The 24,057-nt window shown below is 37.7% G+C and carries 23 protein-coding genes and 2 pseudogenes; 12 read left to right on the forward strand and 13 right to left on the reverse strand.

Annotated features, from left to right (window positions below):
• The first annotated feature begins 68 nt into the window (after positions 1–68).
• Entirely contained in the window at positions 69–1,043 is a 975-nt protein-coding gene (locus tag BHECKSOX2_RS02185; RefSeq protein WP_139682197.1) for a DDE-type integrase/transposase/recombinase, read from the forward strand.
• Positions 1,044–1,435: 392 nt separating this feature from the next.
• On the opposite strand, the gene BHECKSOX2_RS02190 is transcribed toward BHECKSOX2_RS02185, so the two are convergent.
• On the reverse strand, positions 1,436–1,792 hold the full coding sequence (locus BHECKSOX2_RS02190; RefSeq protein WP_139682273.1) for a methyltransferase family protein: 357 nt from the start codon (positions 1,790–1,792) through the stop codon (positions 1,436–1,438).
• A 55-nt stretch (positions 1,793–1,847) separates the two neighbouring features.
• On the opposite strand from BHECKSOX2_RS02190, the gene ubiM reads away from it, so the two are divergent.
• The 10 genes from ubiM (at position 1,848) to BHECKSOX2_RS02240 (ending at position 12,255) form a co-directional block, all read left to right on the forward strand.
• The gene (gene ubiM / locus BHECKSOX2_RS02195; RefSeq protein WP_139682274.1) at positions 1,848–3,068 is read left to right on the forward strand and encodes a 5-demethoxyubiquinol-8 5-hydroxylase UbiM; all 1,221 of its coding nucleotides are present in this window, start codon (positions 1,848–1,850) and stop codon (positions 3,066–3,068) included.
• A gap of 1 nt (position 3,069) precedes the next feature.
• Complete coding sequence (glnD, locus tag BHECKSOX2_RS02200) at positions 3,070–5,583, forward strand: [protein-PII] uridylyltransferase (RefSeq protein WP_139682275.1); 2,514 nt, start codon at positions 3,070–3,072, stop codon at positions 5,581–5,583.
• A gap of 77 nt (positions 5,584–5,660) precedes the next feature.
• Positions 5,661–5,987: a thioredoxin TrxA gene (gene trxA, locus BHECKSOX2_RS02205; protein ID WP_090715400.1), complete on the forward strand. Its 327-nt coding sequence runs from the start codon at positions 5,661–5,663 to the stop codon at positions 5,985–5,987.
• Positions 5,988–6,159: 172 nt separating this feature from the next.
• On the forward strand, positions 6,160–7,422 hold the full coding sequence (gene rho, locus BHECKSOX2_RS02210; RefSeq protein ID WP_139682276.1) for a transcription termination factor Rho: 1,263 nt from the start codon (positions 6,160–6,162) through the stop codon (positions 7,420–7,422).
• Positions 7,385–8,605 (forward strand): LPS export ABC transporter permease LptF, encoded by a 1,221-nt coding sequence (gene lptF, locus BHECKSOX2_RS02215; protein WP_245391285.1) that lies wholly within the window; start codon positions 7,385–7,387, stop codon positions 8,603–8,605. The genes rho and lptF overlap by 38 nt, the downstream gene beginning before the upstream one ends.
• A gap of 33 nt (positions 8,606–8,638) precedes the next feature.
• On the forward strand, positions 8,639–9,034 hold the full coding sequence (gene queF, locus BHECKSOX2_RS02220; protein ID WP_139682278.1) for a preQ(1) synthase: 396 nt from the start codon (positions 8,639–8,641) through the stop codon (positions 9,032–9,034).
• Positions 9,035–9,050: 16 nt separating this feature from the next.
• Entirely contained in the window at positions 9,051–10,226 is a 1,176-nt protein-coding gene (gene pcnB / locus BHECKSOX2_RS02225) for a polynucleotide adenylyltransferase PcnB (RefSeq protein WP_090715437.1), read from the forward strand.
• 124 nt (positions 10,227–10,350) lie between these two features.
• Positions 10,351–11,184 carry an SDR family NAD(P)-dependent oxidoreductase gene (locus BHECKSOX2_RS02230; RefSeq protein WP_139682279.1) on the forward strand — a complete coding sequence of 278 codons (834 nt, stop codon included), beginning with the start codon at positions 10,351–10,353 and terminating at the stop codon, positions 11,182–11,184.
• Entirely contained in the window at positions 11,184–11,405 is a 222-nt protein-coding gene (locus tag BHECKSOX2_RS02235) for an exodeoxyribonuclease VII small subunit (protein ID WP_090715412.1), read from the forward strand. Before BHECKSOX2_RS02230 ends, BHECKSOX2_RS02235 begins: the two co-directional genes overlap by 1 nt.
• A 4-nt stretch (positions 11,406–11,409) precedes the next feature.
• Positions 11,410–12,255: a polyprenyl synthetase family protein gene (locus tag BHECKSOX2_RS02240; protein ID WP_139682280.1), complete on the forward strand. Its 846-nt coding sequence runs from the start codon at positions 11,410–11,412 to the stop codon at positions 12,253–12,255.
• Between the two features lie 8 nt (positions 12,256–12,263).
• Here BHECKSOX2_RS02240 and BHECKSOX2_RS02245 read toward each other — a convergent pair whose 3' ends face one another.
• From BHECKSOX2_RS02245 to BHECKSOX2_RS10420, 11 genes and pseudogenes are all read right to left on the reverse strand, one after another.
• Positions 12,264–13,208, reverse strand: a complete 945-nt coding sequence (locus BHECKSOX2_RS02245) for a beta-ketoacyl-ACP synthase III (RefSeq protein ID WP_139682281.1) — start codon at positions 13,206–13,208, stop codon at positions 12,264–12,266.
• Positions 13,201–14,226 (reverse strand): phosphate acyltransferase PlsX, encoded by a 1,026-nt coding sequence (gene plsX, locus BHECKSOX2_RS02250; protein ID WP_139682282.1) that lies wholly within the window; start codon positions 14,224–14,226, stop codon positions 13,201–13,203. The genes BHECKSOX2_RS02245 and plsX overlap by 8 nt, the downstream gene beginning before the upstream one ends.
• A gap of 28 nt (positions 14,227–14,254) precedes the next feature.
• Positions 14,255–14,452 carry a 50S ribosomal protein L32 gene (rpmF, locus tag BHECKSOX2_RS02255; RefSeq protein WP_090715420.1) on the reverse strand — a complete coding sequence of 66 codons (198 nt, stop codon included), beginning with the start codon at positions 14,450–14,452 and terminating at the stop codon, positions 14,255–14,257.
• Between the two features lie 5 nt (positions 14,453–14,457).
• On the reverse strand, positions 14,458–14,964 hold the full coding sequence (locus BHECKSOX2_RS02260) for a YceD family protein (protein WP_139682283.1): 507 nt from the start codon (positions 14,962–14,964) through the stop codon (positions 14,458–14,460).
• 62 nt (positions 14,965–15,026) lie between these two features.
• Positions 15,027–15,770, reverse strand: coding sequence for a 23S rRNA (guanosine(2251)-2'-O)-methyltransferase RlmB (gene rlmB, locus BHECKSOX2_RS02265; RefSeq protein ID WP_139682284.1), 744 nt, complete (start codon positions 15,768–15,770; stop codon positions 15,027–15,029).
• Positions 15,770–16,645: a peptidylprolyl isomerase gene (locus BHECKSOX2_RS02270; protein WP_139682285.1), complete on the reverse strand. Its 876-nt coding sequence runs from the start codon at positions 16,643–16,645 to the stop codon at positions 15,770–15,772. Before BHECKSOX2_RS02270 ends, rlmB begins: the two co-directional genes overlap by 1 nt.
• 13 nt (positions 16,646–16,658) lie before the next feature.
• Entirely contained in the window at positions 16,659–18,809 is a 2,151-nt protein-coding gene (locus BHECKSOX2_RS02275; protein ID WP_139682286.1) for an LPS-assembly protein LptD, read from the reverse strand.
• Positions 18,810–18,965: 156 nt separating this feature from the next.
• A pseudogene (locus BHECKSOX2_RS10550) lies at positions 18,966–19,220 on the reverse strand (transposase); the annotation flags it as partial.
• 90 nt (positions 19,221–19,310) lie between these two features.
• Positions 19,311–19,583 carry a transposase gene (locus BHECKSOX2_RS10415; RefSeq protein ID WP_139682288.1) on the reverse strand — a complete coding sequence of 91 codons (273 nt, stop codon included), beginning with the start codon at positions 19,581–19,583 and terminating at the stop codon, positions 19,311–19,313.
• 1,309 nt (positions 19,584–20,892) lie between these two features.
• Positions 20,893–21,147 (reverse strand): annotated as a pseudogene (locus BHECKSOX2_RS10560) (transposase); the annotation flags it as partial.
• Positions 21,148–21,237: 90 nt separating this feature from the next.
• On the reverse strand, positions 21,238–21,468 hold the full coding sequence (locus tag BHECKSOX2_RS10420) for a transposase (RefSeq protein ID WP_139682290.1): 231 nt from the start codon (positions 21,466–21,468) through the stop codon (positions 21,238–21,240).
• 156 nt (positions 21,469–21,624) lie between these two features.
• Here BHECKSOX2_RS10420 and BHECKSOX2_RS02315 point away from each other — a divergent pair, with 156 nt between their 5' ends.
• Positions 21,625–23,196: an RHS repeat-associated core domain-containing protein gene (locus tag BHECKSOX2_RS02315; protein ID WP_139682291.1), complete on the forward strand. Its 1,572-nt coding sequence runs from the start codon at positions 21,625–21,627 to the stop codon at positions 23,194–23,196.
• Positions 23,197–23,457: 261 nt separating this feature from the next.
• Here the strand turns inward: BHECKSOX2_RS02315 and BHECKSOX2_RS02320 are convergent.
• A partial coding sequence (locus BHECKSOX2_RS02320; RefSeq protein ID WP_180323620.1) for a transposase occupies positions 23,458–24,057 on the reverse strand: 600 nt, incomplete at its 5' end.

Below are 24,057 nucleotides of genomic sequence, written 5' to 3' on the forward strand. Positions count from 1 at the left end.
CCCCCCTAAATTAGGGTGGTAGTTGCCGTAACATATTAACTTTTTTTCTACTACAAAAAGGAGAATATATGAAACAGAACTACCACATGAATGCGAATACTAATGCACATTCAAGAGCGATTATACACGGGGCTAAGGCTTCGAATACTACCTTAGCACACCGCTTTGGTGTTAGCACTAAAACCATTGCCAAATGGAAGAGTCGTGATTTTGTTAAAGACAAAACCTCAAGACCAAAGACAATACACTACGCTTTAAATGAGACCGAGCGTGAGATTATTCGAGTAGTACGAACCCTCACTTGGTTAGAACTTGATGACTTAACTGATAGTATTGTTGCCTGCATGCCAAATGCCAATAGGAGTAATGTATATCGCACTTTGGTGTGTTTTGGCATTAACCGAGTGCCACAAGAAAAGAAACAACAAGCCTCTACATTTAAGGAATATGAGCCTGGATATTTACACATTGATGTTACCTATTTACCAAAACTAGCGGGTAAGAAGCAATATTTGTTTGTTGCCATTGATCGTGCTACTAGGGTGCTTTATTTTGAGATTTATGAGAATAAAACCGCTATCAATGCCGTTGAGTTCCTTAATAATTGCAAGGACTTTTATCCTTTTACAATTACGCATATATTAACTGATAATGGCTTAGAGTTTACTGATAAGTTTGTCACTAAAGACAAGCAAGTTAGTGGTAAACACAAATTTGACAAACTCTGTTCACGCAGTGAGATTGAGCATCGATTAACACAGCCTGTAACCCCTAAAACCAATGGCATGGTTGAGCGCGTCAATGGCACGATTAAGAATGCAACAGTTAAGGCGATAACGTATCAAAACATTGATGAAATGAAGCAAGATTTGAACAAGTTTTTGATTTTTTATAATTTTAATCGTGGACATGGTGGACTTAGAAAAGAGATTAAGGTAAGGACGCCTTATGAGGCTTTAGAGTATTGGTATAATTTGAAGCCTGATTTGTTTATCAGAAAGCCTGATATGTTTCGGAGTGTGGTTTTTGAAAGTAGGGAATAACGTGGTGAAACCTGATAATTAGGGTATTGGTGGTGAAAAAAAAGTGCCGAGATTACCTTTCAATGGATTAAAAAATCAGCTGAACAGAGTCATGAGAGCGCACAAAATAATTTGGCGTTAATGTATAAACAGGGGGGGCAAGATATTAAGTGAGATATGGGCTTAACCAATAAGTGGTTTTTCAGTAGCTACAAAGTCTAGCAATGCTGATGCACAATATCGTATTGGTACTTATTATTTAACTGAAAACAACAGTAAGTAGGCAATGTTTTGGTTTTTGAAATCGGACAAGCAAGACTATTGGATAAAAAAACTAAAAAATAACCTTTTGTTTATAAAAAAGGAACAAAGCACCCTGTTTTGTTTCTATAGTCTTGATAAGTGTCAAAACGCTAAATAAGCAACTTTTCTTCTAAGTTGGATTTCAGTATCAAATTAACCACTAACACCAGCATAATACTCTGTGCTAAATAATGTGCATTGCTCAGGGTGAATGCTATACATAATAGTAAAACGCTGGTGTACATTGGATGTCGAATATAACGGTAAATACCATTAATGACTAACTGGTGCTGGTTTTTTAAAGTTGGCACAATATTAAGATTTCTAGGTTTCATATTGATAACAGCCATTAGACCAATAACCACTGCAATAGCAAGCAACAAATATTCTAGTATGGCTAAATTTTCAAGCTGTGCATTTAGAACAAGATAAATAATGCAACTAAATTGGATAACAACATAAATCATAATCAGTTTGACTAGTTATAATAAGACTCTTATTATCTCATTATTAAAACTAAAAATGCAAACTAACTATGATATTGTTATTATTGGTGGCGGACCTGCGGGACTGAGCTTTGCATGCTCGATGATAGATGCTAATGCCCAAATATTGGTGGTAGAGAAGGCCAATATAGATGCAATTTCTAAGCCTAAGCCTGATGGCAGAGAGATTGCACTAACGCATTTATCTTTGGGGATTTTGAAAAAGTTAGGAGTTTGGGATTTGGTTGAGCAAAAAGAAGTGTCTTTACTAAAAGAGGCAAAGGTATTTGACGGTGATTCAGCGTCATTATTAAACTTTAGATCTGAGACCTCAGGCATTGAAGCGCTGGGTTATTTAGTGCCAAATTATCAACTACGACAAGCACTTTATCGCCGCGTACAACAAGCTGAAAATATTACTGTAATGACCGATGCTCTAGTAGAGGATGTGGCTAGTCACGAGTCACACTCAGATGTGTTGTTTGCCGATGGTAAGACGATTGTTGCTAAATTAGTGATTGCTGCTGACAGTCGTTTTTCTAATATTCGCCGCAAGGTCGGTATCCCGTCAACGATGAAAGATTTTTCTAAGGTAATGATTGTTACCACAATGAAGCATGAAAAATCCCACAACAATATTGCCTTAGAGTGCTTTGACTATGGACAAACTTTAGCGTTATTACCTATGGTAGGTAATGAGTCTTCTGTGGTATTAACGCTAGAGACGCAAAATTCTAAAGCGATGTTGGCATTGAGCGAAGAAGACTTTAACGCTAAAATAACTCAAGGTTTTAGAAATGAATTAGGGCAAATGATGCAAGTCGGAGAGCGTCATTCTTACCCCTTGGTTGGCGTGCATGCAAAGACTTTTATTGCCAAGCGTTTTGCACTCGTTGGTGATGCGGCGGTAGGTATGCATCCAGTGACAGCACATGGTTTTAACTTAGGCCTCAGAGGGCAAAATATTTTGGCAACTTTGGTGAAAGAAGCCTTAATGCATGGGCAGGATATTGGCGCCCAATCTTTACTTAAGCGTTTTGAAAACAAACAAATTCATTTAAGTAAAGTGATGTTTTTCGGCACCAATGGTGTTGTGGCACTATTCACCAATGATTCACCAATGGCCAAGCAAATTAGAAGGTTTGTGTTAAATTTTGCTGAGCATTTCCCACCGATTAAGCGTCTTATTACCAATCACTTGACCGAAGCCAGTAAATCTGCGTTTCCAACACTAAAGAAAGTGCTAACGCATAAGTAACATGCAATTAAAAACTTTTAGAAATAGATACAAGGTTTTACAAGCATCATTAGCAGAAGATTTTCTAAAAAACCCTGACTTGGTGGCTGATTTAGTACAAAAGCGTAGTGATGAAATAGACGCTTTACTCAATGATATTTGGCAAGGTTTTGAGATTAACGAAGCTTTGTGTTTGGTTGCTGTAGGTGGCTATGGTCGTCGTGAATTACACCTGCATTCTGACATTGACTTACTAATTTTAATCCCTGATAGCACTCACGATAGACATCAACAAAGTCTGTCTAAGTTTCTGACTTTTTTATGGGATGTGGGGTTAGAAGTAGGGCACGCAACACGAGATATAGCAGATTGTATGGCAAATATTGGTGATTTGAGTGTGGCGACGAATTTGTTAGAGTCTAGGCGCCTTCTGGGTCAAGCATCTTTATTTTTAGAAATGAAATTAATGCTTAAGATGAGTGATTGGTCTTCTCAATCATTTTTCGTTGGTAAGCGAAAAGAACAACACAATCGCCATTTAAATTATTCGAATACCGCCTACAACCTAGAGCCAAATCTAAAGGAAAGCCCTGGTGGGTTGCGTGATATTCAAACCGTGGCATGGGTGGCAAAGTGGTATTTTGATGTTAATCTTTTCTCTGATTTAGTGGATAAAGGCTTTTTAACTCAGAATGAATATGATTTATTGGTGCAATCTCAATCATTTTTATGGAAAGTGCGTTTTGCCTTGCATATTGTTGCCAAGCGTCGAGAAGACAGAGTAGCCTTTCAGTATCAGCGAGAAATAGCTAGCGTGTTAGGATATCAGAATGGTGAGCGTATTGCAGTTGAGCAGTTTATGCGTGATTACTATCAAAGCGCAACCAAGGTGGCGCGTTTGAATGATATTTTATTACAGTTATTTGAGCAAAGTGTATTGCATGTACAAAATTTGAATACGCGTTTTATCATTAGCCATGGGTATATTTGCATGACCAATGATACTGTTTTTACCAAGCAACCCTCAGCATTTATTGAGATTTTCTTATTGGTTGCTAAACATAATTATGTGCGTGGCATCAGTGCAGAAACACTCAGACAGATGCAAAAAAACCTTGAATTGTGTGATAAGAATTATTACAAAAATCGTCAAAACAACCGCCTATTTATTGAATTATTGCAACAAAAACAAGGGGTTAACAAAGCACTTAAATTAATGAATCGTTATGGTGTGTTAGAGCGTTATATACCTGCTTTTGGTAAGATAACAGGGTTAATGCAATATGATTTGTTTCATGCTTATACGGTGGACCAGCATACTTTATTTGTGATTCGAAATCTTAGGCGTTTTTTTGTTAGTGATTTTTCCAAAGAGTTTGGACTTTGCAGTGAAATTGCACAAAATATTGCCAAGCCTGAGTTGCTATTATTAGCAGGACTGTTCCATGATATTGCCAAAGGGCAGGGTGGCGACCATGCAATTCTAGGTGCAGAAATCGTGCGTGAGTTTTTAAGATATCACAAATTTAAAATCAATGATATCTCCTTGGTGTCAGGCTTGGTAGAACAGCATTTATTAATGTCACAAATCTCACAAAAACAAGACCTTGAAGACCTTAATGTGATTAACCAATTTGCCAAAACTGTGAAATCTGTGCATTTTTTAGAGTTTTTGTACTTGTTAACTGTTGCTGATATTCGTGCCACAAAAGAGAATTTGTGGAACGAATGGAAAGATTCATTGTTGAAAAAACTATTTTATAAAACTAAAGAGCAACTACAAAACCATGTTGAACCTCCTAGTCTTGATAAGAAAATTAAGACGGTTAAAGAAGCACTAGCAGGGGCGATAGAACAGTATGGGCTTGATGTTGTGCAAATGGACAAAATACTTTCCACTTTGCCAAAAGATTATTTTTTGCACTATCAGATTGAAGATATTTTGTGGCATTTACAATTGCTCAGCAAAAAAAGCGATAAAACAATCAGAATTGCACAACGCCTATCAGAGTCTAGTGTAGTGGATATTTTTGTGTATGGCGATGATACCAAAGGACTGTTCTTTAAACTGGTAGGTGTTATTGAGAAATTGGGCTTGGACATCGTTGATGCGAAGATCTTAACCAGTAAGGATAACAAGGCTTACAATACAATTAGTGTTTTGCAAGATGAAAAATTAGAGCTAATTGATATCAGCCAAATTATAGAAAATAAGCTGTTACAAGCACCTGCTACTGTGAGAGAAGTGAGTGATAAATATGCGCACAGGCATTTTGACCATACCATACACATTGCATTTTCGCATAATGAAAAATGGAATCTTACCCAGCTTGAGGTTAGTACGATTGACAAACAAGGGGTGTTGTCAAATATTGCGCATATTTTTTACCAGTTGGATATTTATTTAGTGAATGCACGAATTTCAACTATGGGTGAGCGTGTAGAAGATGTTTTTTTTATCAGTAATGCTAACAACAAACCTTTAAGTAAGGCGCAGCAGAAGCAATTAAGACAGTATTTACAAGAAAATTTATAAAATAATGTTGTTAAACACTAAATAGACGATATAATTCGCCTAGATTTTAGTTTTTTCCCGTAACAATACAACAATATATGAGTGATAAAATCAAAATAGTAACAGATGATTCTTTTGAATCAGATGTCGTTAATTCATCGCAAGCAGTTTTGGTAGATTTCTGGGCACCTTGGTGTGGTCCTTGTAAGGCGTTAGCGCCAGTGCTTGATGAAATCGCTAGTGAATACGATGGTAAGGCTACTATTGCTAAAATAAATATTGATGAAAACGAGCAATCACCACAGAAGTACGGCGTTCGCGGCATTCCAACAATGTTGGTATTTAAGGATGGCGAGGTTGTGGCAACTAAGATGGGCGCTTTGTCGAAAGCAGAATTAAGTGCATTCATTGATTCAAATATTTAGAAAAATACTAACTTCCATTAATTTCAAATTTTTTTAAAACTTAATTTAACAAAACCTGTTGTTCTGCTGATTGAAAATCCTTAAACATTTTTTACAAACTAACTTTTTTAACTTTAATTGACCCACTCTGGTTGCTCTGAGCAACTTTATCTTTCTATAACCCCCTAAAAACATGAAATTATCTGAACTAAAACGCTCATCGGCTACCGAATTATTAGAATTGGCACAATCTCTTGGTATCGAAAACATTGCTCGCGCCAAAAAACAAGCCCTTATTTTCTCAATTCTCAAATACAAAGCAGATAACGATGAAGAGGTATTGGGTGATGGTGTATTAGATATATTGCAAGAGGGCTATGGTTTTTTACGCTCAGCAGATGATTCTTATGTTTCTGGTCCAGACGATATTTATGTTTCACCCAATCAAATCCGTCGTTTTAATTTATCAACAGGCGATGTTGTTACCGGCAAGATTCGTGCACCTAAAAAAGGCGAGAAGTATTTTGCTTTGGTGAAAGTTTTTGAGGTGAATGGTGAGGATCCAGATAATGTTAGAAATAGAGTTTCTTTCGCTTCATTGATACCATTGCATCCAAATGAGCGTATTGGATTAGAGATTGGCAATGGTGGTACTGAAGATATTACTGCCAGAGTGATTGACCTTGTTGCGCCTTTTGGTAAAGGGCAAAGGGGTTTGTTAGTTGCGCCACCTAAGGCAGGAAAAACAATGATTATGCAAAATATTGCATCTTCTATTTCTCGTAATCACCCAGAGTGCGAATTGATTGTGCTATTGATTGATGAGCGTCCTGAGGAAGTAACAGAGATGGAGCGCACAGTGCGTGGTGAAGTGGTCGCTTCAACTTTTGATGAATCAGCCAAGCGCCATGTACAAGTGGCTGAAATCGTTATTGAGAAAGCCAAGCGTCGTGCAGAGCAGGGTAAAGATGTGGTAATTTTATTAGACTCAATCACCAGATTAGCGCGTGCTTACAATACCGTTGCACCATCTTCAGGCAAAGTACTAACAGGTGGCGTTGATGCTAATGCCTTACAACGACCAAAGCGTTTCTTTGGTGCAGCGAGAAACATTGAAAATGGTGGTAGTATTACTATTATTGCTACTGCTTTGATTGACACTGGTTCAAAAATGGACGAAGTCATTTATCAAGAATTTAAGGGCACAGGTAATATGGAATTACACTTAGAGCGTCGTTTGAGTGAAAAACGCATTTTCCCAGCCATTAATATTAATGCTTCTGGTACGCGTCGTGAAGAGTTGATTGTTGACGAAAAAGAGTTACAAAAGATGTGGATTCTACGCAAAATTTTACACCCAATGGACACAGTGGAAGCAGCAGAGTTCTTAATTGACCGTTTAAAACTAAGCAAAACCAATGATGAATTTTTCTCATCTATGTCACAGAAAAAATAAAAACACATTTATTTTTAGAGGCATGAAGCTATCCAATGATTTTAAACAAGCCTATTATTTAATCAACACCATTTTAGCGAAATACTTAATGCGTAATGCATGGGTGTTGACAGGTGCTGTTTTTCTGATTATTAGCCTAGTGATATTTGGCAATCAGGTGGTATCAATGATTAAGGAAAGTATAAAGTACGGTATCCCTACAACAGATTTGTTGCCATTGATTAGCTTTAATATGATAAGAGATATCCCTTTAATCTTATCTTTATCGTTGTTTTTAGCGATTATCTTAACAGTTAGTAAATTCTACAAAAACTCAGAAGCCGTTGTCATGAACTCACTTGGCTTAGGTGACAAACATTTTATGGTGTTTATGCAACCTGTTGTTTTGCCTGTTTCACTTTTTATTTTGCTTTTAACAACATTGGTAGTGCCTTGGACTAAAACGCAAAAAAATATCATTATGGAGCGTAACAATAACGCCTCAGAATTTGCATTTATCAAACAAAGAGAATTTCAAGAATTTAAAAATGGTGAGATTGTTTTTTACACATCCAAGGTGAAAGGTGCTGATGGTAATGCACAACAACAGATGGAAGAAGTGTTTGTTTATACATTAGACGATGGTGAGCCAATTATTACCTTGGCTAAACAAGCGCAAAAATATACAGACCCCAAAACCCATAGCACTTATTTGCGCTTACAAGATGGTATGCGTTATCATGGTTTTCCAAGTGATGCTAATAAAAAAATCTTGAATTTTGATGCGTATGATTTGCAAATTATTGATGGCGAGGTTCGCTCTGATGGAGGTTCTACCAAAGAAGAATCGCAAGGCATGATTGATTTGCTTTATTCTGATAATCCTAAGGATGTTGCTGAATTTCAGTGGCGCTTATCACAACCACTCAGTATCTTTATTTTGTCTTTTTTAGGTGTTTTACTAGGAAAAACTTCTCATAGAGGTGGAAAAAACTTGGGTGTACTATTTGGTGTAGCGGCTTTTATCATCTATAACAACGCTTTGCTTATGGCACGCTCATCTTTAGAGAGTGGGGAAATTTCTGCACTTGTGGGCTTGTGGTGGGTGCATTTACTGATGTTTGGTTTTATTTTTCTATTGTATATTTATCGACACGAAAAATTAACGATGATAACGAATTTGTTATTAGAGAAGGTAAAATAACCTCACATTTTTACTTTAAAAGGAATTTATTCAATGTCATCTCAAGCAAGCAAAACCTTAGAAGTTTTTGACAATCCAAATAGGGCGCGCGATTATGTTATTCAAATTGAACTACCAGAGTTCACTTGTCTTTGTCCAAAGACAGGGCAGCCTGATTTTGCCACGCTACACTTAGAATATATTGCGGATAAAGATTGTGTTGAGTTGAAATCTTTGAAAATGTATGTTTGGTCATTTCGTGATGAAGGCGCTTTCCATGAGGCGGTAACCAATCAAATTTTAGAAGACTTAGTGGCAGCAACCAATCCTCGCTTTATGCGTCTTAAAGCGATTTTTAATGTGCGTGGCGGTGTTTATACAACCGTCATTGCTGAGCACCAACAATCAGGCTGGCAGCCCAAACCTAGTGTTGATCTCAAACATATTTAAAAAAGTCTCGCAAGCTATGAGAGGCTCTAAGGTAGAGCCTATTCGTCAGTCGATTCAATTCCCAAAAAAATTCTTGGATAAAAATGCACTTAGAGTGGTTAACACTATTCACAAGGCAGGTTTTGAAGTTTACTTGGTCGGTGGTTGCGTCAGAGATTTACTACTGGGTTTAGAGCCCAAAGATTTCGATGTGGCAACCAATGCCAAGCCTGAGCAAGTACACAAGCTGTTTAAGCGTTCACGCGTGATTGGACGGCGTTTTCGCTTAGTGCATGTAATGTTTGGTGCGCGTGATTTTATTGAAGTTGCTACTTTTCGTTCTGGTAAAGTGCAAACTGCTAAAAATGGTGTTATTATGCGCGATAATCGTTACGGAAAATTAGAAAATGATGTAGTGCGTAGGGATTTTAATATCAACGCCCTATATTACGATGTACACAAGCAAGAAGTCATTGACTATGTTGGTGGCTTAAAAGATATTGAAGCGAGTGAAATCCATATGATTGGTGAGGCTAAATCGCGTTTTAAAGAAGACCCTGTGCGCATGATTCGTGCTGTTCGTTTTAGTGAAAAGTTAAATGCAGAACTCAGTCATGAGATTCAAGATTGCATAATGGAACAGGCGTCATTACTTAGCAATATTTCGCCAGCACGCCTGTACGAAGAGTGTATTAAATTGTTTCAAAATGAATACTCGTTTCAAGTATATGAGCAATTAGAGCATTATGGGTTATTAAAACATTTATTTAAGCAAACACACAAGGATGCTTTCATTAAAAAGGCGTGTATCAATACTTCTCAGCGCATTAAACAGAACAAGCCAGTCACACCCGCTTTTTTATTTGCTGTATTTTTATGGCAGGCACAAAATAATCGCTTTACTCGTATCAAGAAGAAACAACACTCTTTTAATTTGGCAATGATGCAAGCTTGCGATGAGACGATTATCCAGCAAATTAAACAAGTATCACTACCAAAATATTTAACAGCTAGAATTAGAGACATTTGGATGATGCAGTCGAAATTGGAAAAGATGCACCCAAAAAAAGTACAGTTTTTATTAGGGCATCCACGATTTAGAATGGGTTATGATTTTTTGGTATTGCGTAGTAAGAGTATCAATCCAGAGCTCAAAGAAGTTGCTGATTTTTGGACGAAGGCACAAGAAGAGCCTTTAGACAGTCATGAATGATCATGCCTCCCAAAAGGTTGTATGCTGTCAATAAAAACACCACCTTGTGTCAATTTAGAAATTTTTTAAAAGCCATCACTTTTTTATATTCACTCATAATTATGCAAATATGCAAAGCCCTCCTATGAAATCTGTTTTAATCACAGGCTGCTCCTGTGGTATCGGTTTGTGCGTGGCACAAGGCTTAAAGCAGGCAGGCTACCGGGTATTTGCTAGCGCCAGACAAGAAAAAGATGTTGAAATGCTTAAAGCTCAAGGTTTTGAAGCGCTACACTTAGATTTGTCCTCATCTAAGTCCATTAATATGGCAATTGATGCTGTTTTTAAGAAGACAAATACATTGTATGGTTTAATTCATAATGGTGCTTATGGGCAAGTAGGGGCGTTGGAAGATATTTCTCGTCAAGTCTTAGAAGCCCAATTTCAGACCAATGTTTTTGGTTGGCATGAATTGACCAATTTGGTATTACCAAAAATGAAGCAATACAACGAAGGGCGCATTATTTACCTCAGTTCGGTATTGGGCTTTGTGGCAATGCCATTTCGCGGGGCTTATAATGCCTCTAAATTTGCCATTGAAGGTTTGGCGAATACTTTACGCTTAGAATTATCAAAGACGCAGGTACAACTGTCTTTAATTCAACCTGGGCCGATTGAATCTAAATTTAGAACGAATGCTTACAAGGCTTTTAGTAAACATATAGAGATGGAAAATAGTGATTATCGAGCAAATTATCAGAAGATGATTGTGCGCCTGCAATCAAAAGAATTAGCAGATTTCACTTTAGGTGCAGAAGCAGTGTTAAAATGTTGTCTACACGCACTCAGTGCAAAACAAGCAAAAATTCATTACCGTGTGACATTTCCAACAAAATTGTTTGCGGTGTTGATTAGACTATTGCCAACTTGGTTAATGGATAAAGCGTTAAATAAAGCCGGTGGTGGCGGAGAAAGATAATGACAACAAAATTTGATTTTAATAAAGGCTTAAGTAAACTTGAAGATATTGTTAAAACGATGGAGTCAGGCGATTTGAGTTTAGAGGATTCTTTAAAATATTTTGAAAAAGGCGTAGCATTAACACGCCAATGTCAGGCAGCATTAAGCAAAGCGGAGCAAAAAATTGCACTATTGAGTGCTGATGATGGCTATCAATCCCAGCAGCCACTTGAGCAATAGCTTTATGAACCATGCTAAGCGTGTTAATCAACACTTAGACAAAGTTTTATCCAATCAGGGTAGTTTAACTGAGGTAATGCGTTATAGTGTTTTGTCAGGTGGCAAGCGCTTTCGAGCGACTTTAACTTATACAGTAGCACAGACTTTTGATGTCAATCTTGACTTGGCTGATGGGTGCGCTTGTGCAGTAGAGCTGATCCATGCTTATTCTTTAATTCATGATGACTTGCCAGCCATGGATGATGACGATATCCGTCACAATCAACCTGCTTGCCATAAGCAATTTGGCGAAGCACAGGCTATTTTGGCGGGTGATGGCTTGCAAGCCTTAGCTTTTGAGGTGTTGGCGAGCGATACACAGTTGTCAGCACAAACACGAATTAACACCCTGCAAGCGCTTACTCATGCTTCTTTTGAGATGGCGCAGGGGCAATCTATTGATTTAGGTGTGGCTTCAAAGATAATTGATGTTGATACTTTGAGAGATATGCATCAGAAAAAAACAGGTGCTTTACTAGGTTGTGCAGTCAAACTCGGTGCTTTGGTGTCTGAGTCTTGCAATGAGCAAGATATACTCGCACTAGAGCGCTTTGCTAAAAATATTGGTTTGGCGTATCAAATTCAAGACGATGTGTTGGATGTGCTTACCCCTGAAGAAATATTAGGTAAAAAACAGAATTCTGATGCTGATAAAAACAAGCCGACTTATCCAGCCTTATTGGGTTTAGAGCGCTCAAAATCTGAGTTTGAGCGTTTGTATCAACAAGCATTCAATGATTTGGATGTACTTAGTGTGGATACAACACAATTACGAGGGCTGACTTTGAGATTACAAGGTAGAAAATTTTAGATTCAATCCTAAAATTTAACGAGAACACTGCCCCAGCTAAAACCACCACCAATACCTTCAAATAATAGACTTTGTCCTTTTTGGATACGACCATCACGCACCGCTGTGTCAAGCGCCAAAGGAATTGAGGCGGCAGAAGTATTGCCGTGTTTGTCTAGGGTAACCACAACTTTATCCATTGGCATTTTAATGCGCTTAGCAACGGCTGAAATAATGCGAATATTAGCTTGGTGTGGCACCATCCAATCAAGTTCGTCAGAGTCCATATCACAGGCTTTTAGTGTGTCTTCTGCTAAAGAAGACAGGCGGTTAACGGCAATCTTAAAAACTTCATTGCCTGCCATTTCAATAAAGCCTGTTTCGTTGATGGTATTGTTGCTAACTTGTAAAGAAGATAGGTAATTGCCATCACTAAATAGTTTTGAATGTAGAATGCCCGTTTCTTCGCTACCCTCTAGAACAACAGCACCAGCGCCATCACCAAATAAAATAGCGGTAGAACGGTCTTTCCAGTCAACAATACGAGATAGCGTTTCACTACCAACCACCAATACTTTGTTAGCCGCATCTGTTTTAATGTATTGCTCGGCTGTTGTTAGGGCAAAAACAAAGCCCGCACAAACCGATTGCAAATCAAAAGCAGGGCAGTTGGCACCAATTGCTTTTTGTAACATGGTAGCTGTTGCTGGGAAAATCTTGTCAGGGGTGGTGGTGGCTAAAATGATTAAATCCAGTTCGGCGGCATTGATACCTGACATTTCTAATGCATTATTAGCTGCAATGACAGCCAAATCACAGGTTGATTCATTGGTAACAATGCGCCTTTCTTTGATGCCTGTGCGTGAGGTAATCCATTCATCAGAGGTATCAATCGTTTTGGACAAGTCGTCGTTAGTGACAATCTTTGGCGGTAAATAAGAGCCTGTGCCAATAATTCTGGCAAATTTATTCACTGTTTTTTTCTAATTCTAAGGACACTTGTGTTGCTATTTTCTCAGTAATTTTCACTTGAGCTTCAAGATAAGCTTCTTTTATTGCTTGAAAAAATGAATCAACATCAGCGCCACCGTGACTTTTAATCACAATACCGCGTAGCCCCAATAGGCTAGCGCCGTTATATTGTCCAGGATTAAGGCTGGCTTTAAAGTCTTTTAAAACAGGCTTGGCAATGAGTGCGATTATTTTGGTAAAGATGTTCTTGGTAAAGGCCTGCTTAAGATAATGCCCCATCATTGATGCTACGCCTTCGCTAGCTTTGAGTGCAATATTACCTTCAAAGCCATCGCAAACCACTAAATCAATGTTGCCTTTATAAATATCATCACCTTCAATAAAGCCAATATAATTAAGATTTGAGGCTTTTAATAGCTCGGAAGTTTTCTTGATATTATCGTTGCCTTTCATTTCTTCTTCACCAACATTTAGCAAGCCAACTGTTGGTGAATTAATATTTTCAGTATATTTAACAGCAATAGAGCCCATAATGGCAAATTCAACCAGAGATTTAGGTCCAGAATTAATATTTGCACCTAGGTCAAGCATATGTGTGTGTCCACTCATTGTTGGCATACGACCCATAATCGCAGGGCGACTAATGCCACTTATGGTTTTAAGTACAAAGCGAGAAATTGCCATTAATGCACCTGTATTGCCAGCACTAACGCAAGCATCAACAGTGTTATCTTTGACTAAATTAATAGCAACACGCATAGAGGCATCCTTCTTTTTGCGTAACGCATTTGAAGGTGATTCATCCATAGTGATAATCTCACTAGCGTGCGTAACATTAAAACGATTGCTGAGTTTTTGACTAGAAGGGTGTTTGTTAAGCTCTGTTTGAATACTAGATTTATCGCCGACAAAAACTAACTGCAAATCTGGAAATACATTCAAGGCTTTGATACCTGCTGCAACAGTTGTGGGTATCCCGTGATCCCCTCCCGATGCATCAATTGACACCTTGATTGTCATAATAAATCAAGAATCCTGATTAAGTCTTTTAAGCTTCTACTTCTGGAATATCTTCTACTTTATTGATAACTTTCTTACCACGGTAGTAACCATCAGCAGTTATATGGTGGCGTAAGTGAATCTCACCAGTTTCTTGATCTTCAGATAAAGCGGGGCTTGTTAATGCATTGTGCGAGCGACGCATGCCTCTCTTTGAAGGGGTTTTTCTACTTTTTTGAACGGCCATTTTTATTACTCCTTAGTTGTTTTTAATTGTTCTAATATTGCAAAAGGGTTTTCACGCTTTTGTTTATTTATCAGTTGTGTGTTTTGATACGATACGCATTCATAACCATGCATTGGCGTCATCGGGATAGATATTAACACTTCATCCGTTATAAATTCAATTGTCGAAAATTCATCCTCAGTACTTAGAATCATCTCAAAGCTAGAGTCTAACTCTTCACCTTGTTGTTCGTTTTGCACAAAAGCAAGCTGAAACTTAGGCTCTAAATGAAGTTTGACTTCATTTAAACATCGTTGGCAGGTAAGTGCCAAATCCAGCTTAATTTCACCTTTAATGCAAGGAATCCTACCATATTCAAGATTAAAACTTAACTTAACATCAACGGTTGAATCTTGGTTGCTGACTAAATCTCTAATTCTAGGTAGATCTTTTACTTTGTAGGTTTGCGAGAAGATTAATGATCTAGAGGCAAACTTAAAAAGTTTAATTTGTTTGGGTATTCCTTGTTTCATTGCAAAAACCTGATAATTTTACCAAAAAAAGACACTTTTAGGAACTTAATTATACGAAGAACTTAATTTAATCGCTGTCTACTTGCTTCAAACAAAGCAATGCCTGTGGCAACTGAGACATTTAAACTTTCTACATTGCCTTGCATTGGAATCATTGCCAGTTGGTCGCAAGATTTCTTAGTGAGAGGGCGCAATCCTGAGCCTTCAGAGCCCATGATAATCGCACTAGATGTGCTTAAATCTATTTGATAAAGTGATGTTTTAGTTGAGCTATCTAAACCTACCACCCAAATATCCTCTCCTTTTAGTGCTTTAATTGTACGCGCTAGATTGGTTACTGAGAAGATTTTGAGCTGATTAAGTGCACCTGCTGAGGTTTTATGTACTAGGGCATTAATGGGTGCTGAACCGTCTTTGTTAATGACCACACAATCCACACCTGCAGCATTTGCACTACGCAGACAAGCGCCTAAATTTCTTGGGTCTTGTATTGAGTCTAGAATAAGTATTAGAGCGGTTTTTTCAAGTTTGGTGATGTGCTGCATTAATCCATCTTGATTTGGTAGGGTAGGCAGTAATATTTCAGCAACAACGCCTTGATGTGTTTGGTTTTTGGTGAGTTTATCTAACTGTTGCTTTGTTGTGTGTTGTGTATTAATGCTTAATTTATCCAGCTGTGTGCTTATTGTGTTGAGGCGCTTGTCGTTGCGGCTGTCCAATGTATAGACTTTAAGTAAGCATTCTGGATTGGACTCTAGTTGTGCTTGAATTGCATGAAACCCAAAGATAACGATGGATTTTGGCATTAAAGCTTATGCTCAAAAATATCTATATAAAGATTTTTTGTGCGTAATGTCTTTACCCATGCTTGAAAAAAGGCGTTGCGTTTAGTCTGGAGCAATTGTGCTTTAATATTTAATACATGTGCATCAACTTCTCGCTCAGCAGCAATCTTAATAATTAACCAATCTTGCTCAATTTTAAAAGGCGCAGATGCTTCGTCTAATCCAAGATTTAATAGCTGCTGTTGAAACAACTCAGGGAGCTTGGTTTTTTCTAGCCAGACAGACTCTGTCACAGGGCCTTTAGAATATTGTTTAGCAAGCTCGGAAAATGAAGCGTTATTTTTAATCTGTTCACTTATTTTTGCGATGTATTCTTTAATTAATTGAGGGGAGGGGTATTTTTTATCGTCAATATTGAGCACAATTTGTGCGACTTTAATTTGTTTAAGGGTGCTACTTTCGCTAGCTGGATTTATGGCGAGCGCTTCATCAATTTCTGCTTGTGTTATTGTGATATCACTTTGTTGTAAGATAATTTCTTTCAAACCTTGAAGAGAAAGCTCTTGAGAGGTGCGCTCAACAATTTCATCAAATTGATCATTAGACTGTAATTGCGCTAAAGTTAAATTATTTTGCTTTGCAATATTCTTCAACATTGCATTAAGAGTCTCAGGTTTTGGCTTAATGCCTAGCGCTTGTATTTTTTCTTTTTGCAAGACTATGTCAATTTGTTGATCGATAAGTGCCAATTTTTGGGTCTTGGTAGTGTCTTTATTGATTTGGTCTGCAATACTGTCATAAGTGATAACGCTATCGTTAACAATGGCAATAATGCTATTAGATACAGATAAAGCGTTAAGCGAAAAAACAAAAATAAGTGTAAGTAAGTATTTCATTAAAGGGCCTCCATTATTCTAAATTACCCAAATAGTTTGGGATATCTTCTTCTAAGCGTGAAGTCAAATTAGAGCTGCTTGAAGCCAAGCCTTTAAGCACAAATTCAAATTTCGTCACATTGTCGAATTTATTCCCAGATGTAATTTCTTTAAGTTGTGCAACGCGTATTGCCCAGCAACAAGACTCATAGGCAACACCAATGGTTTTTTTGCTGTTGATGGAGTCACTTAGCGAGCGGTTAACTCCAGCAAATGCATGTATTTTTTTTGTGACTGGGTAGGCACCATACAAACCTGCTGACCTTTGCTCGCCATCGTCACCCTGTGTTAGTGTGATGAATTTTCTAGCGTTTGATATGTAACTTAATGCGCTGTGACGCTTTGCAACTTCACTAAGCTGTGTGTCGTATTCTAACGAGTTATTAAAAGTAAACTTACCTATTGTAAGCTCAGCACCAGCAACAGTGTTTGAATAATCTTTACCATCTTTTTTGTCTAGATAGTATGCTTGAGCGATTTTTAGTGCTAAATAAGTTTCGCCTGTTTTTTGGTCAACAAAATCAGACTCAAGCCCAAGAGTAATATCATTAGTTTTGCTGATTTTGTCAAGACCTGTGTATTCTTTGCCAGAGAATAAGTTTTCATAAGTGTTGCTCATTTTTTCAGAATCAAAGTTTGGTAGTGCACTTTGGTTTCTGTATGGCGTATAGTTGTAGGCCAATCTTGGTGTTAATATTTGGGTTACACCTTTACCAAATAAACCAATATCTCTTTCAAAAAACAACTTAGAGTCAATACCAAAGCTATAGATGGAACGGTCTTTTTTTGTTTTATCATCCATTACATATTTTGTTTTAGAGATTTCAAATTTAGGCTGTAGTGAATAAGCATTGGTCTTAATATCACGCCCAAATGTTGCTTGAGCATGGGTACGAATACCGGTTTCATTGGCACCTTTGGTCTTGTGTTTAAATTGGGTGCTAATGATAGAGAAATTAATCTCTCTACCATTCAAACCCACTACTTTTTTATTGATAGAAATTTCAGGTGCACGCCTGTACTCTGCGTCGTTATTATCACCAACTAACTGCTCACTTTCAGCAAATATTGAAGCCTTAAGATTTTGTTCTTTATTTTTATAAGCTAAATTAACAGAGGAGATTAATGATGTTTCCCCAGTATTATTATGTGAAACTTCTTTAAAATATTGTTTGTCTGATACACGCTTACTAATGACATTTAATTCAGTTTTGTCGTTCAAAGATAAGTCTAATTTTGAGTTAGCATACCAACGCTTTTCTTTGCTGATTTTGTCTTTGTTGAGATAATGACCCTCAATCTCAATACGCCCGTTGTCAAGTAGTTGGCGATATTTACCCTCAACAGCCTCACCCCGAGTGGAAACATGATTGAGTGTCAATAAGAAATCACGCTCAGGTGCGATATTAAAGTAGTAAGGGATGCGAATTTGATACCCACTTTTGTCATTGCCTGAATCATCAAAAGTAGCAAGTGTTGGCGCCAAGAAGCCAGAGCTTCTACCTTTTAATTTCCACTCATAGTGTGGATAATAAAAGATTGGCACACCCATTAATTCAACGGTTACATTTTCAGCAACGCCTTTGTTGGCTTTAGGGTTGAGCGTCATTTTAGAGGCTTTCATTACCCAATCAGTGTTGCCAACTGGACATAAAGTGTAAGAAACTGAGTCAAAGGTTTGCACCTTGCCATCATTAACAATTTTTTGCGCCTGACCGTTAAATTTGCCTTTTGGATAATGGAATTTAACTTGCTTAAACACGGTGTGTATTCCCGAGTCTTGTTTCTTTATAGTTGCTTTACCACCCGTTAGCATAATATCAGCGCCTTGGAATTTAATATTGTCATCTGCCTTTGAAGTCTTGGTGGCTTTTTGCAAGTTGATTTTATCTGCTGCCAAGTAATATTCGGCTGAATTAATAGAGGCATTACCTGTTAATAAATAATTACCATCAATAACTTCACTATGGTCTGCACTAATCTCTAAATTTTTGGCGTCTTTAGCAAGAACTTGCTTAGGAAAAAGTAATGGTGTACTACTACAGCTAACAACATAATCCTGATCTTGTGCGTTAATAATACTTGATAACAAAATAATGGTAGAAAGAGCGAGTTGCTTTCTCATAAATCAATCCTGTATTTAATTTAAAAATTCAAGGCGAGATTTTAACATTATATAAACCCCAGTAGAGACCTTTGCATAACGCATATTTTTTCAAAATTACCTGTATTTTTCATAAAATCCAAAAAAAAACTTATTTTCACCAACTGTTTTTTTACTTTATTTTTCTATTTTTAGCTCTTTCCTGCTCATTCCCTTTAGATTTTGCATTTGTGTAAATACATTCATCCCAGTTTTTGGGTTGTGACTCATGACAACGAATTGCACTCTGGTTTTATTTCTTTTCAGTCCAAGGCATCTTGCCTTGCCTAAGCCGTGATGAAGTTTGAGTAGTCCAAAGGTTCTCTCAACCACATAACGAATGCTGGATCGTTGTTTATTATCTTGTTTTTGTTGTTTGGTTAAAGGTTTGTTTCTGTAAGCTCTAGGAGATTCTCAGTATTGAGCAGTTGTCTGAATCGCCAAATACTTGAATGATCAGGCACTGATTCACAGAGGCTTAAGTCAACTAAAACGCCTGAACATTAAGTCTCTGGCGATTTGTTTTTCTAGGGCTTCATCACTTAGGTTGTACCAAGCCTGAAGGATAAGAATTTTAAACATCATCAGTGGTGGGTAAGCTGGTGCACCAGGTACTGACGAGTATAGGCTTGAGAGGGTTTGCTCTATCTCATTCCAATTGATGATGTTGTGAACATCGTCAAGCTCTAATAGAGGTTTGTGTTCGATAACTAAGGCATCTGCAAGTGAGGATTGTTGGGTGTTTTTCCAAGACATTTGGTGTTGTTTTTAGGGTTGTTTTAGATAGGTGTTATTTTACCAGATTGGTGGCTTTTGGTTGATTTATGCAAAGGTCTCNACTTTCAGCAAATATTGAAGCCTTAAGATTTTGTTCTTTATTTTTATAAGCTAAATTAACAGAGGAGATTAATGATGTTTCCCCAGTATTATTATGTGAAACTTCTTTAAAATATTGTTTGTCTGATACACGCTTACTAATGACATTTAATTCAGTTTTGTCGTTCAAAGATAAGTCTAATTTTGAGTTAGCATACCAACGCTTTTCTTTGCTGATTTTGTCTTTGTTGAGATAATGACCCTCAATCTCAATACGCCCGTTGTCAAGTAGTTGGCGATATTTACCCTCAACAGCCTCACCCCGAGTGGAAACATGATTGAGTGTCAATAAGAAATCACGCTCAGGTGCGATATTAAAGTAGTAAGGGATGCGAATTTGATACCCACTTTTGTCATTGCCTGAATCATCAAAAGTAGCAAGTGTTGGCGCCAAGAAGCCAGAGCTTCTACCTTTTAATTTCCACTCATAGTGTGGATAATAAAAGATTGGCACACCCATTAATTCAACGGTTACATTTTCAGCAACGCCTTTGTTGGCTTTAGGGTTGAGCGTCATTTTAGAGGCTTTCATCACCCAATCAGTGTTGCCAACTGGACACAAAGTGTAAGAAACTGAGTCAAAGGTTTGCACCTTGCCATCATTAACAATTTTTTGCGCCTGACCGTTAAATTTGCCTTTTGGATAATGGAATTTAACTTGCTTAAACACGGTGTGTATTCCCGAGTCTTGTTTCTTTATAGTTGCTTTACCACCCGTTAGCATAATATCAGCGCCTTGGAATTTAATATTGTCATCTGCCTTTGAAGTCTTGGTGGCTTTTTGCAAGTTGATTTTATCTGCTGCCAAGTAATATTCGGCTGAATTAATAGAGGCATTACCTGTTAATAAATAATTACCATCAATAACTTCACTATGGTCTGCACTAATCTCTAAATTTTTGGCGTCTTTAGCAAGAACTTGCTTAGGAAAAAGTAATGGTGTACTACTACAGCTAACAACATAATCCTGATCTTGTGCGTTAATAATACTTGATAACAAAATAATGGTAGAAAGAGCGAGTTGCTTTCTCATAAATCAATCCTGTATTTAATTTAAAAATTCAAGGCGAGATTTTAACATTATATAAACCCCAGTAGAGACCTTTGCATAACGCATATTTTTTCAAAATTACCTGTATTTTTCATAAAATCCAAAAAAAAACTTATTTTCACCAACTGTTTTTTTACTTTATTTTTCTATTTTTAGCTCTTTCCTGCTCATTCCCTTTAGATTTTGCATTTGTGTAAATACATTCATCCCAGTTTTTGGGTTGTGACTCATGACAACGAATTGCACTCTGGTTTTATTTCTTTTCAGTCCAAGGCATCTTGCCTTGCCTAAGCCGTGATGAAGTTTGAGTAGTCCAAAGGTTCTCTCAACCACATAACGAATGCTGGATCGTTGTTTATTATCTTGTTTTTGTTGTTTGGTTAAAGGTTTGTTTCTGTAAGCTCTAGGAGATTCTCAGTATTGAGCAGTTGTCTGAATCGCCAAATACTTGAATGATCAGGCACTGATTCACAGAGGCTTAAGTCAACTAAAACGCCTGAACATTAAGTCTCTGGCGATTTGTTTTTCTAGGGCTTCATCACTTAGGTTGTACCAAGCCTGAAGGATAAGAATTTTAAACATCATCAGTGGTGGGTAAGCTGGTGCACCAGGTACTGACGAGTATAGGCTTGAGAGGGTTTGCTCTATCTCATTCCAATTGATGATGTTGTGAACATCGTCAAGTGAGGATTGTTGGGTGTTTTTCCAAGACATTTGGTGTTGTTTTAGATAGGTGTTATTTTACCAGATTGGTGGCTTTTGGTTGATTTATGCAAAGGTCTCTACGAGAGTAGATATTTGGCGATATAATTGAAAGGATGCCAATGAAGTTAACCAACCTGTTTAGCCCTGCATATTTAGGATCACCACATGCAAGATACCGTACTATCTCATGAATTGAATTTATTAGAAATCTACTGCCAAACCTGTACCTACGACACAGGCAACAACCTAACCCACCTCTCACACCAAGCAAACAGCAGCACATGGCAACAAAACCTCACCGTCCACCCAAACAACAACCGTGGCACCGAAACCCAGCAATCCACCACCGACTTTGATGCCAATGGCAACTTGCTAACCCTTGACAACATTGGCACTCTAGATTGGCACTACAACAACACCCTTAACCAACTCAGCAAAGCGGACAAAAACACCACCACGCAATACTATGTGTACGATTACCAGGGCAATCGAGTTCGTACTGTAGTTGAATCTAACTACCAAGTGCAAAGCCAAAGAGACTACCTGCCTGTACTAGACATCTCAACCAACCAAGCAAAACAACAAGCCAACACCCTGCACGTCGGCACCCACATTTTGTGCGAAAGCAGTAAAGACAACACTCAAACCCGCTACCAACTCACCAGCCACCTACAATCTAATGCTTTGGAGTTGGATGACCAAGCCCAAACCCTTAGCTATGAACACTACTACCCCTATGGGGGCACTGCTATTATCGCTGGCAAAAACAAAACCGAAGTGCAACAAAAACGCTACCGCTACACAGGCAAAGAAAGAGACGACAGCAGTGGCTTGTCCTACTACGGTGCTAGGTACTTAGCCCCTTGGCTGGCAAGGTGGATAAGTCCTGATTCGGCAGGGGCGGTTGATGGCTTAAATTTGTATGCTTATGTGGGCAATAATCCGCTTAAATATGTCGATCCTACAGGGCATGTTAAGACCACATCTAAGCAAAAGAATGCAGAGGAAGGCGCTGTTGGGGGCGTAGAATCAATTCCTGAAAAATTTAGAGTGGACAGAGATGCGCTGTCATACTCAAATCAAGAAATAAATCAAATACAGACAGACATTTTTCAATCTAGTGTTTTTGAAAAATTGGTTGCATTAGATTCTTCTAGCCGGAAATATTATCTTAAAGAATTTGACTGCCAATACTACTTAATGGATCAAAAAATAGTGCAATTACGAAAGAGTGTAAAAAAGTCTATTACTGATATAGAAAATACTGGAATCCCCTATACCAATGCCTTAATACAATTTAGAACAAGCGAGGAATATAAGGATTTAGTCTTTAACAAATATAAAGTTGCCAATTGCTCGGAATGTTCGTATGTTATGCTGAGTGAATTAGGGAAAACTTATCCTGATATGACAGTGGAATACCTATCATTTACAGGATCTGATCATGTCTTCAACTTGATTAATCGCGATCAATCTACTTCCATATTTAAACCTGAGGCATGGAATGAAAATTCTTTAGTGGTAGACGCATGGATAGGAAATGTTTACACCAAAAAAGGATTTTGTATTGCAAACACAAAATTACCTTATTATGGCATTAGTAAAAATATTACAGGTATCACTCAACATATAACAAAATATGCCAAAAGCGGGGTAAGTTATCGTACATACAAAAAACGCAAAATTACATCAGAAATAAATATGTTTGAACCTATTCTATTAGCTCAACCCAAATAGATGACAAAAATAGCACACTTCCTTGCTGTTCTTATTTATGCAAAGGACCCAAATCCAAAAATAGAACCACCCAACCCAAAAAATACCAATCAAAATCCTAAAAAACCACCCCATTCAAGTCTTGCATCCATAAAAATACAGACAATACCCCCAATTTGATAAGATCAGCACAAATTATTCGATATTTTGGATCGTTTAGGTTTTTCAGGTGTGCTTAAGCCTCCTTTGTTTAGGCAGGGCTTTTTTTGTTGTTCGTTTAAATCAAGATAGCAACGGCTTAAACGCTTTGATGTTGTTTAGCACCTGAGTAAGTAAGTCATAATATTGTGCTTGGCACTTAACAATCACTTGTCTGCCATGTTGAAGTACTTTAGCGGCGATAGCATAGAAGCGATTGCGCACATACTTGGCTCTTTTATTGGCAAATTCAAGGGGTAATATTTGACGCATTAGTGCAAACAAGTTGTAAGACAAACTACAAATATCAAAATACAAGGCATTGGCATTAAAATCACCACAAGGCATTTGTCTTGCACCAAAATCATTTTTCAATTCTTTGATACGGTTTTCACTGTCTTCACCTCGTTGGTTGTAAAAATGGATAACCTTGCTGTCACTCAAAGTTTCAAGATTGGTGGCGATAGAGCGATAAATATATTGTCCACTGGTGATTTGTTCAGGGGCTTGGGTGCTGTTATTGCTGTCTAATTCTAAGTCTAATTCTACCTGCCCAGTAACAGAGCTCCTTTGCACGACTAAATCAAAGACTTTGCCATTATTACCCATAAAATGGCGCATTCTAAAAGTGGCTTGCCCATCAATGGCTTTGCCTTTTTTATCAACCAAAGGTTGCCATTGGTT

This window comes from thiotrophic endosymbiont of Bathymodiolus puteoserpentis (Logatchev) (assembly GCF_900127505.1).
GTDB lineage: Bacteria > Pseudomonadota > Gammaproteobacteria > PS1 > Pseudothioglobaceae > Thiodubiliella.

Bases quoted from the DNA above. Each gene is read 5' to 3' on its own strand.
- BHECKSOX2_RS02185 (WP_139682197.1), top strand. From the start codon at position 69: ATGAAACAGAACTACCACATGAATGCGAATACTAATGCACATTCAAGA.
- BHECKSOX2_RS02190 (WP_139682273.1), bottom strand. From the start codon at position 1,792: ATGATTTATGTTGTTATCCAATTTAGTTGCATTATTTATCTTGTTCTA.
- ubiM (WP_139682274.1), top strand. From the start codon at position 1,848: ATGCAAACTAACTATGATATTGTTATTATTGGTGGCGGACCTGCGGGA.
- glnD (WP_139682275.1), top strand. From the start codon at position 3,070: ATGCAATTAAAAACTTTTAGAAATAGATACAAGGTTTTACAAGCATCA.
- trxA (WP_090715400.1), top strand. From the start codon at position 5,661: ATGAGTGATAAAATCAAAATAGTAACAGATGATTCTTTTGAATCAGAT.
- rho (WP_139682276.1), top strand. From the start codon at position 6,160: ATGAAATTATCTGAACTAAAACGCTCATCGGCTACCGAATTATTAGAA.
- lptF (WP_245391285.1), top strand. From the start codon at position 7,385: ATGATGAATTTTTCTCATCTATGTCACAGAAAAAATAAAAACACATTT.
- queF (WP_139682278.1), top strand. From the start codon at position 8,639: ATGTCATCTCAAGCAAGCAAAACCTTAGAAGTTTTTGACAATCCAAAT.
- pcnB (WP_090715437.1), top strand. From the start codon at position 9,051: ATGAGAGGCTCTAAGGTAGAGCCTATTCGTCAGTCGATTCAATTCCCA.
- BHECKSOX2_RS02230 (WP_139682279.1), top strand. From the start codon at position 10,351: ATGAAATCTGTTTTAATCACAGGCTGCTCCTGTGGTATCGGTTTGTGC.
- BHECKSOX2_RS02235 (WP_090715412.1), top strand. From the start codon at position 11,184: ATGACAACAAAATTTGATTTTAATAAAGGCTTAAGTAAACTTGAAGAT.
- BHECKSOX2_RS02240 (WP_139682280.1), top strand. From the start codon at position 11,410: ATGAACCATGCTAAGCGTGTTAATCAACACTTAGACAAAGTTTTATCC.
- plsX (WP_139682282.1), bottom strand. From the start codon at position 14,226: ATGACAATCAAGGTGTCAATTGATGCATCGGGAGGGGATCACGGGATA.
- rpmF (WP_090715420.1), bottom strand. From the start codon at position 14,452: ATGGCCGTTCAAAAAAGTAGAAAAACCCCTTCAAAGAGAGGCATGCGT.
- BHECKSOX2_RS02260 (WP_139682283.1), bottom strand. From the start codon at position 14,964: ATGAAACAAGGAATACCCAAACAAATTAAACTTTTTAAGTTTGCCTCT.
- rlmB (WP_139682284.1), bottom strand. From the start codon at position 15,770: ATGCCAAAATCCATCGTTATCTTTGGGTTTCATGCAATTCAAGCACAA.
- BHECKSOX2_RS02270 (WP_139682285.1), bottom strand. From the start codon at position 16,645: ATGAAATACTTACTTACACTTATTTTTGTTTTTTCGCTTAACGCTTTA.
- BHECKSOX2_RS02275 (WP_139682286.1), bottom strand. From the start codon at position 18,809: ATGAGAAAGCAACTCGCTCTTTCTACCATTATTTTGTTATCAAGTATT.
- BHECKSOX2_RS10415 (WP_139682288.1), bottom strand. From the start codon at position 19,583: ATGTCTTGGAAAAACACCCAACAATCCTCACTTGCAGATGCCTTAGTT.
- BHECKSOX2_RS10420 (WP_139682290.1), bottom strand. From the start codon at position 21,468: ATGTCTTGGAAAAACACCCAACAATCCTCACTTGACGATGTTCACAAC.
- BHECKSOX2_RS02315 (WP_139682291.1), top strand. From the start codon at position 21,625: ATGCAAGATACCGTACTATCTCATGAATTGAATTTATTAGAAATCTAC.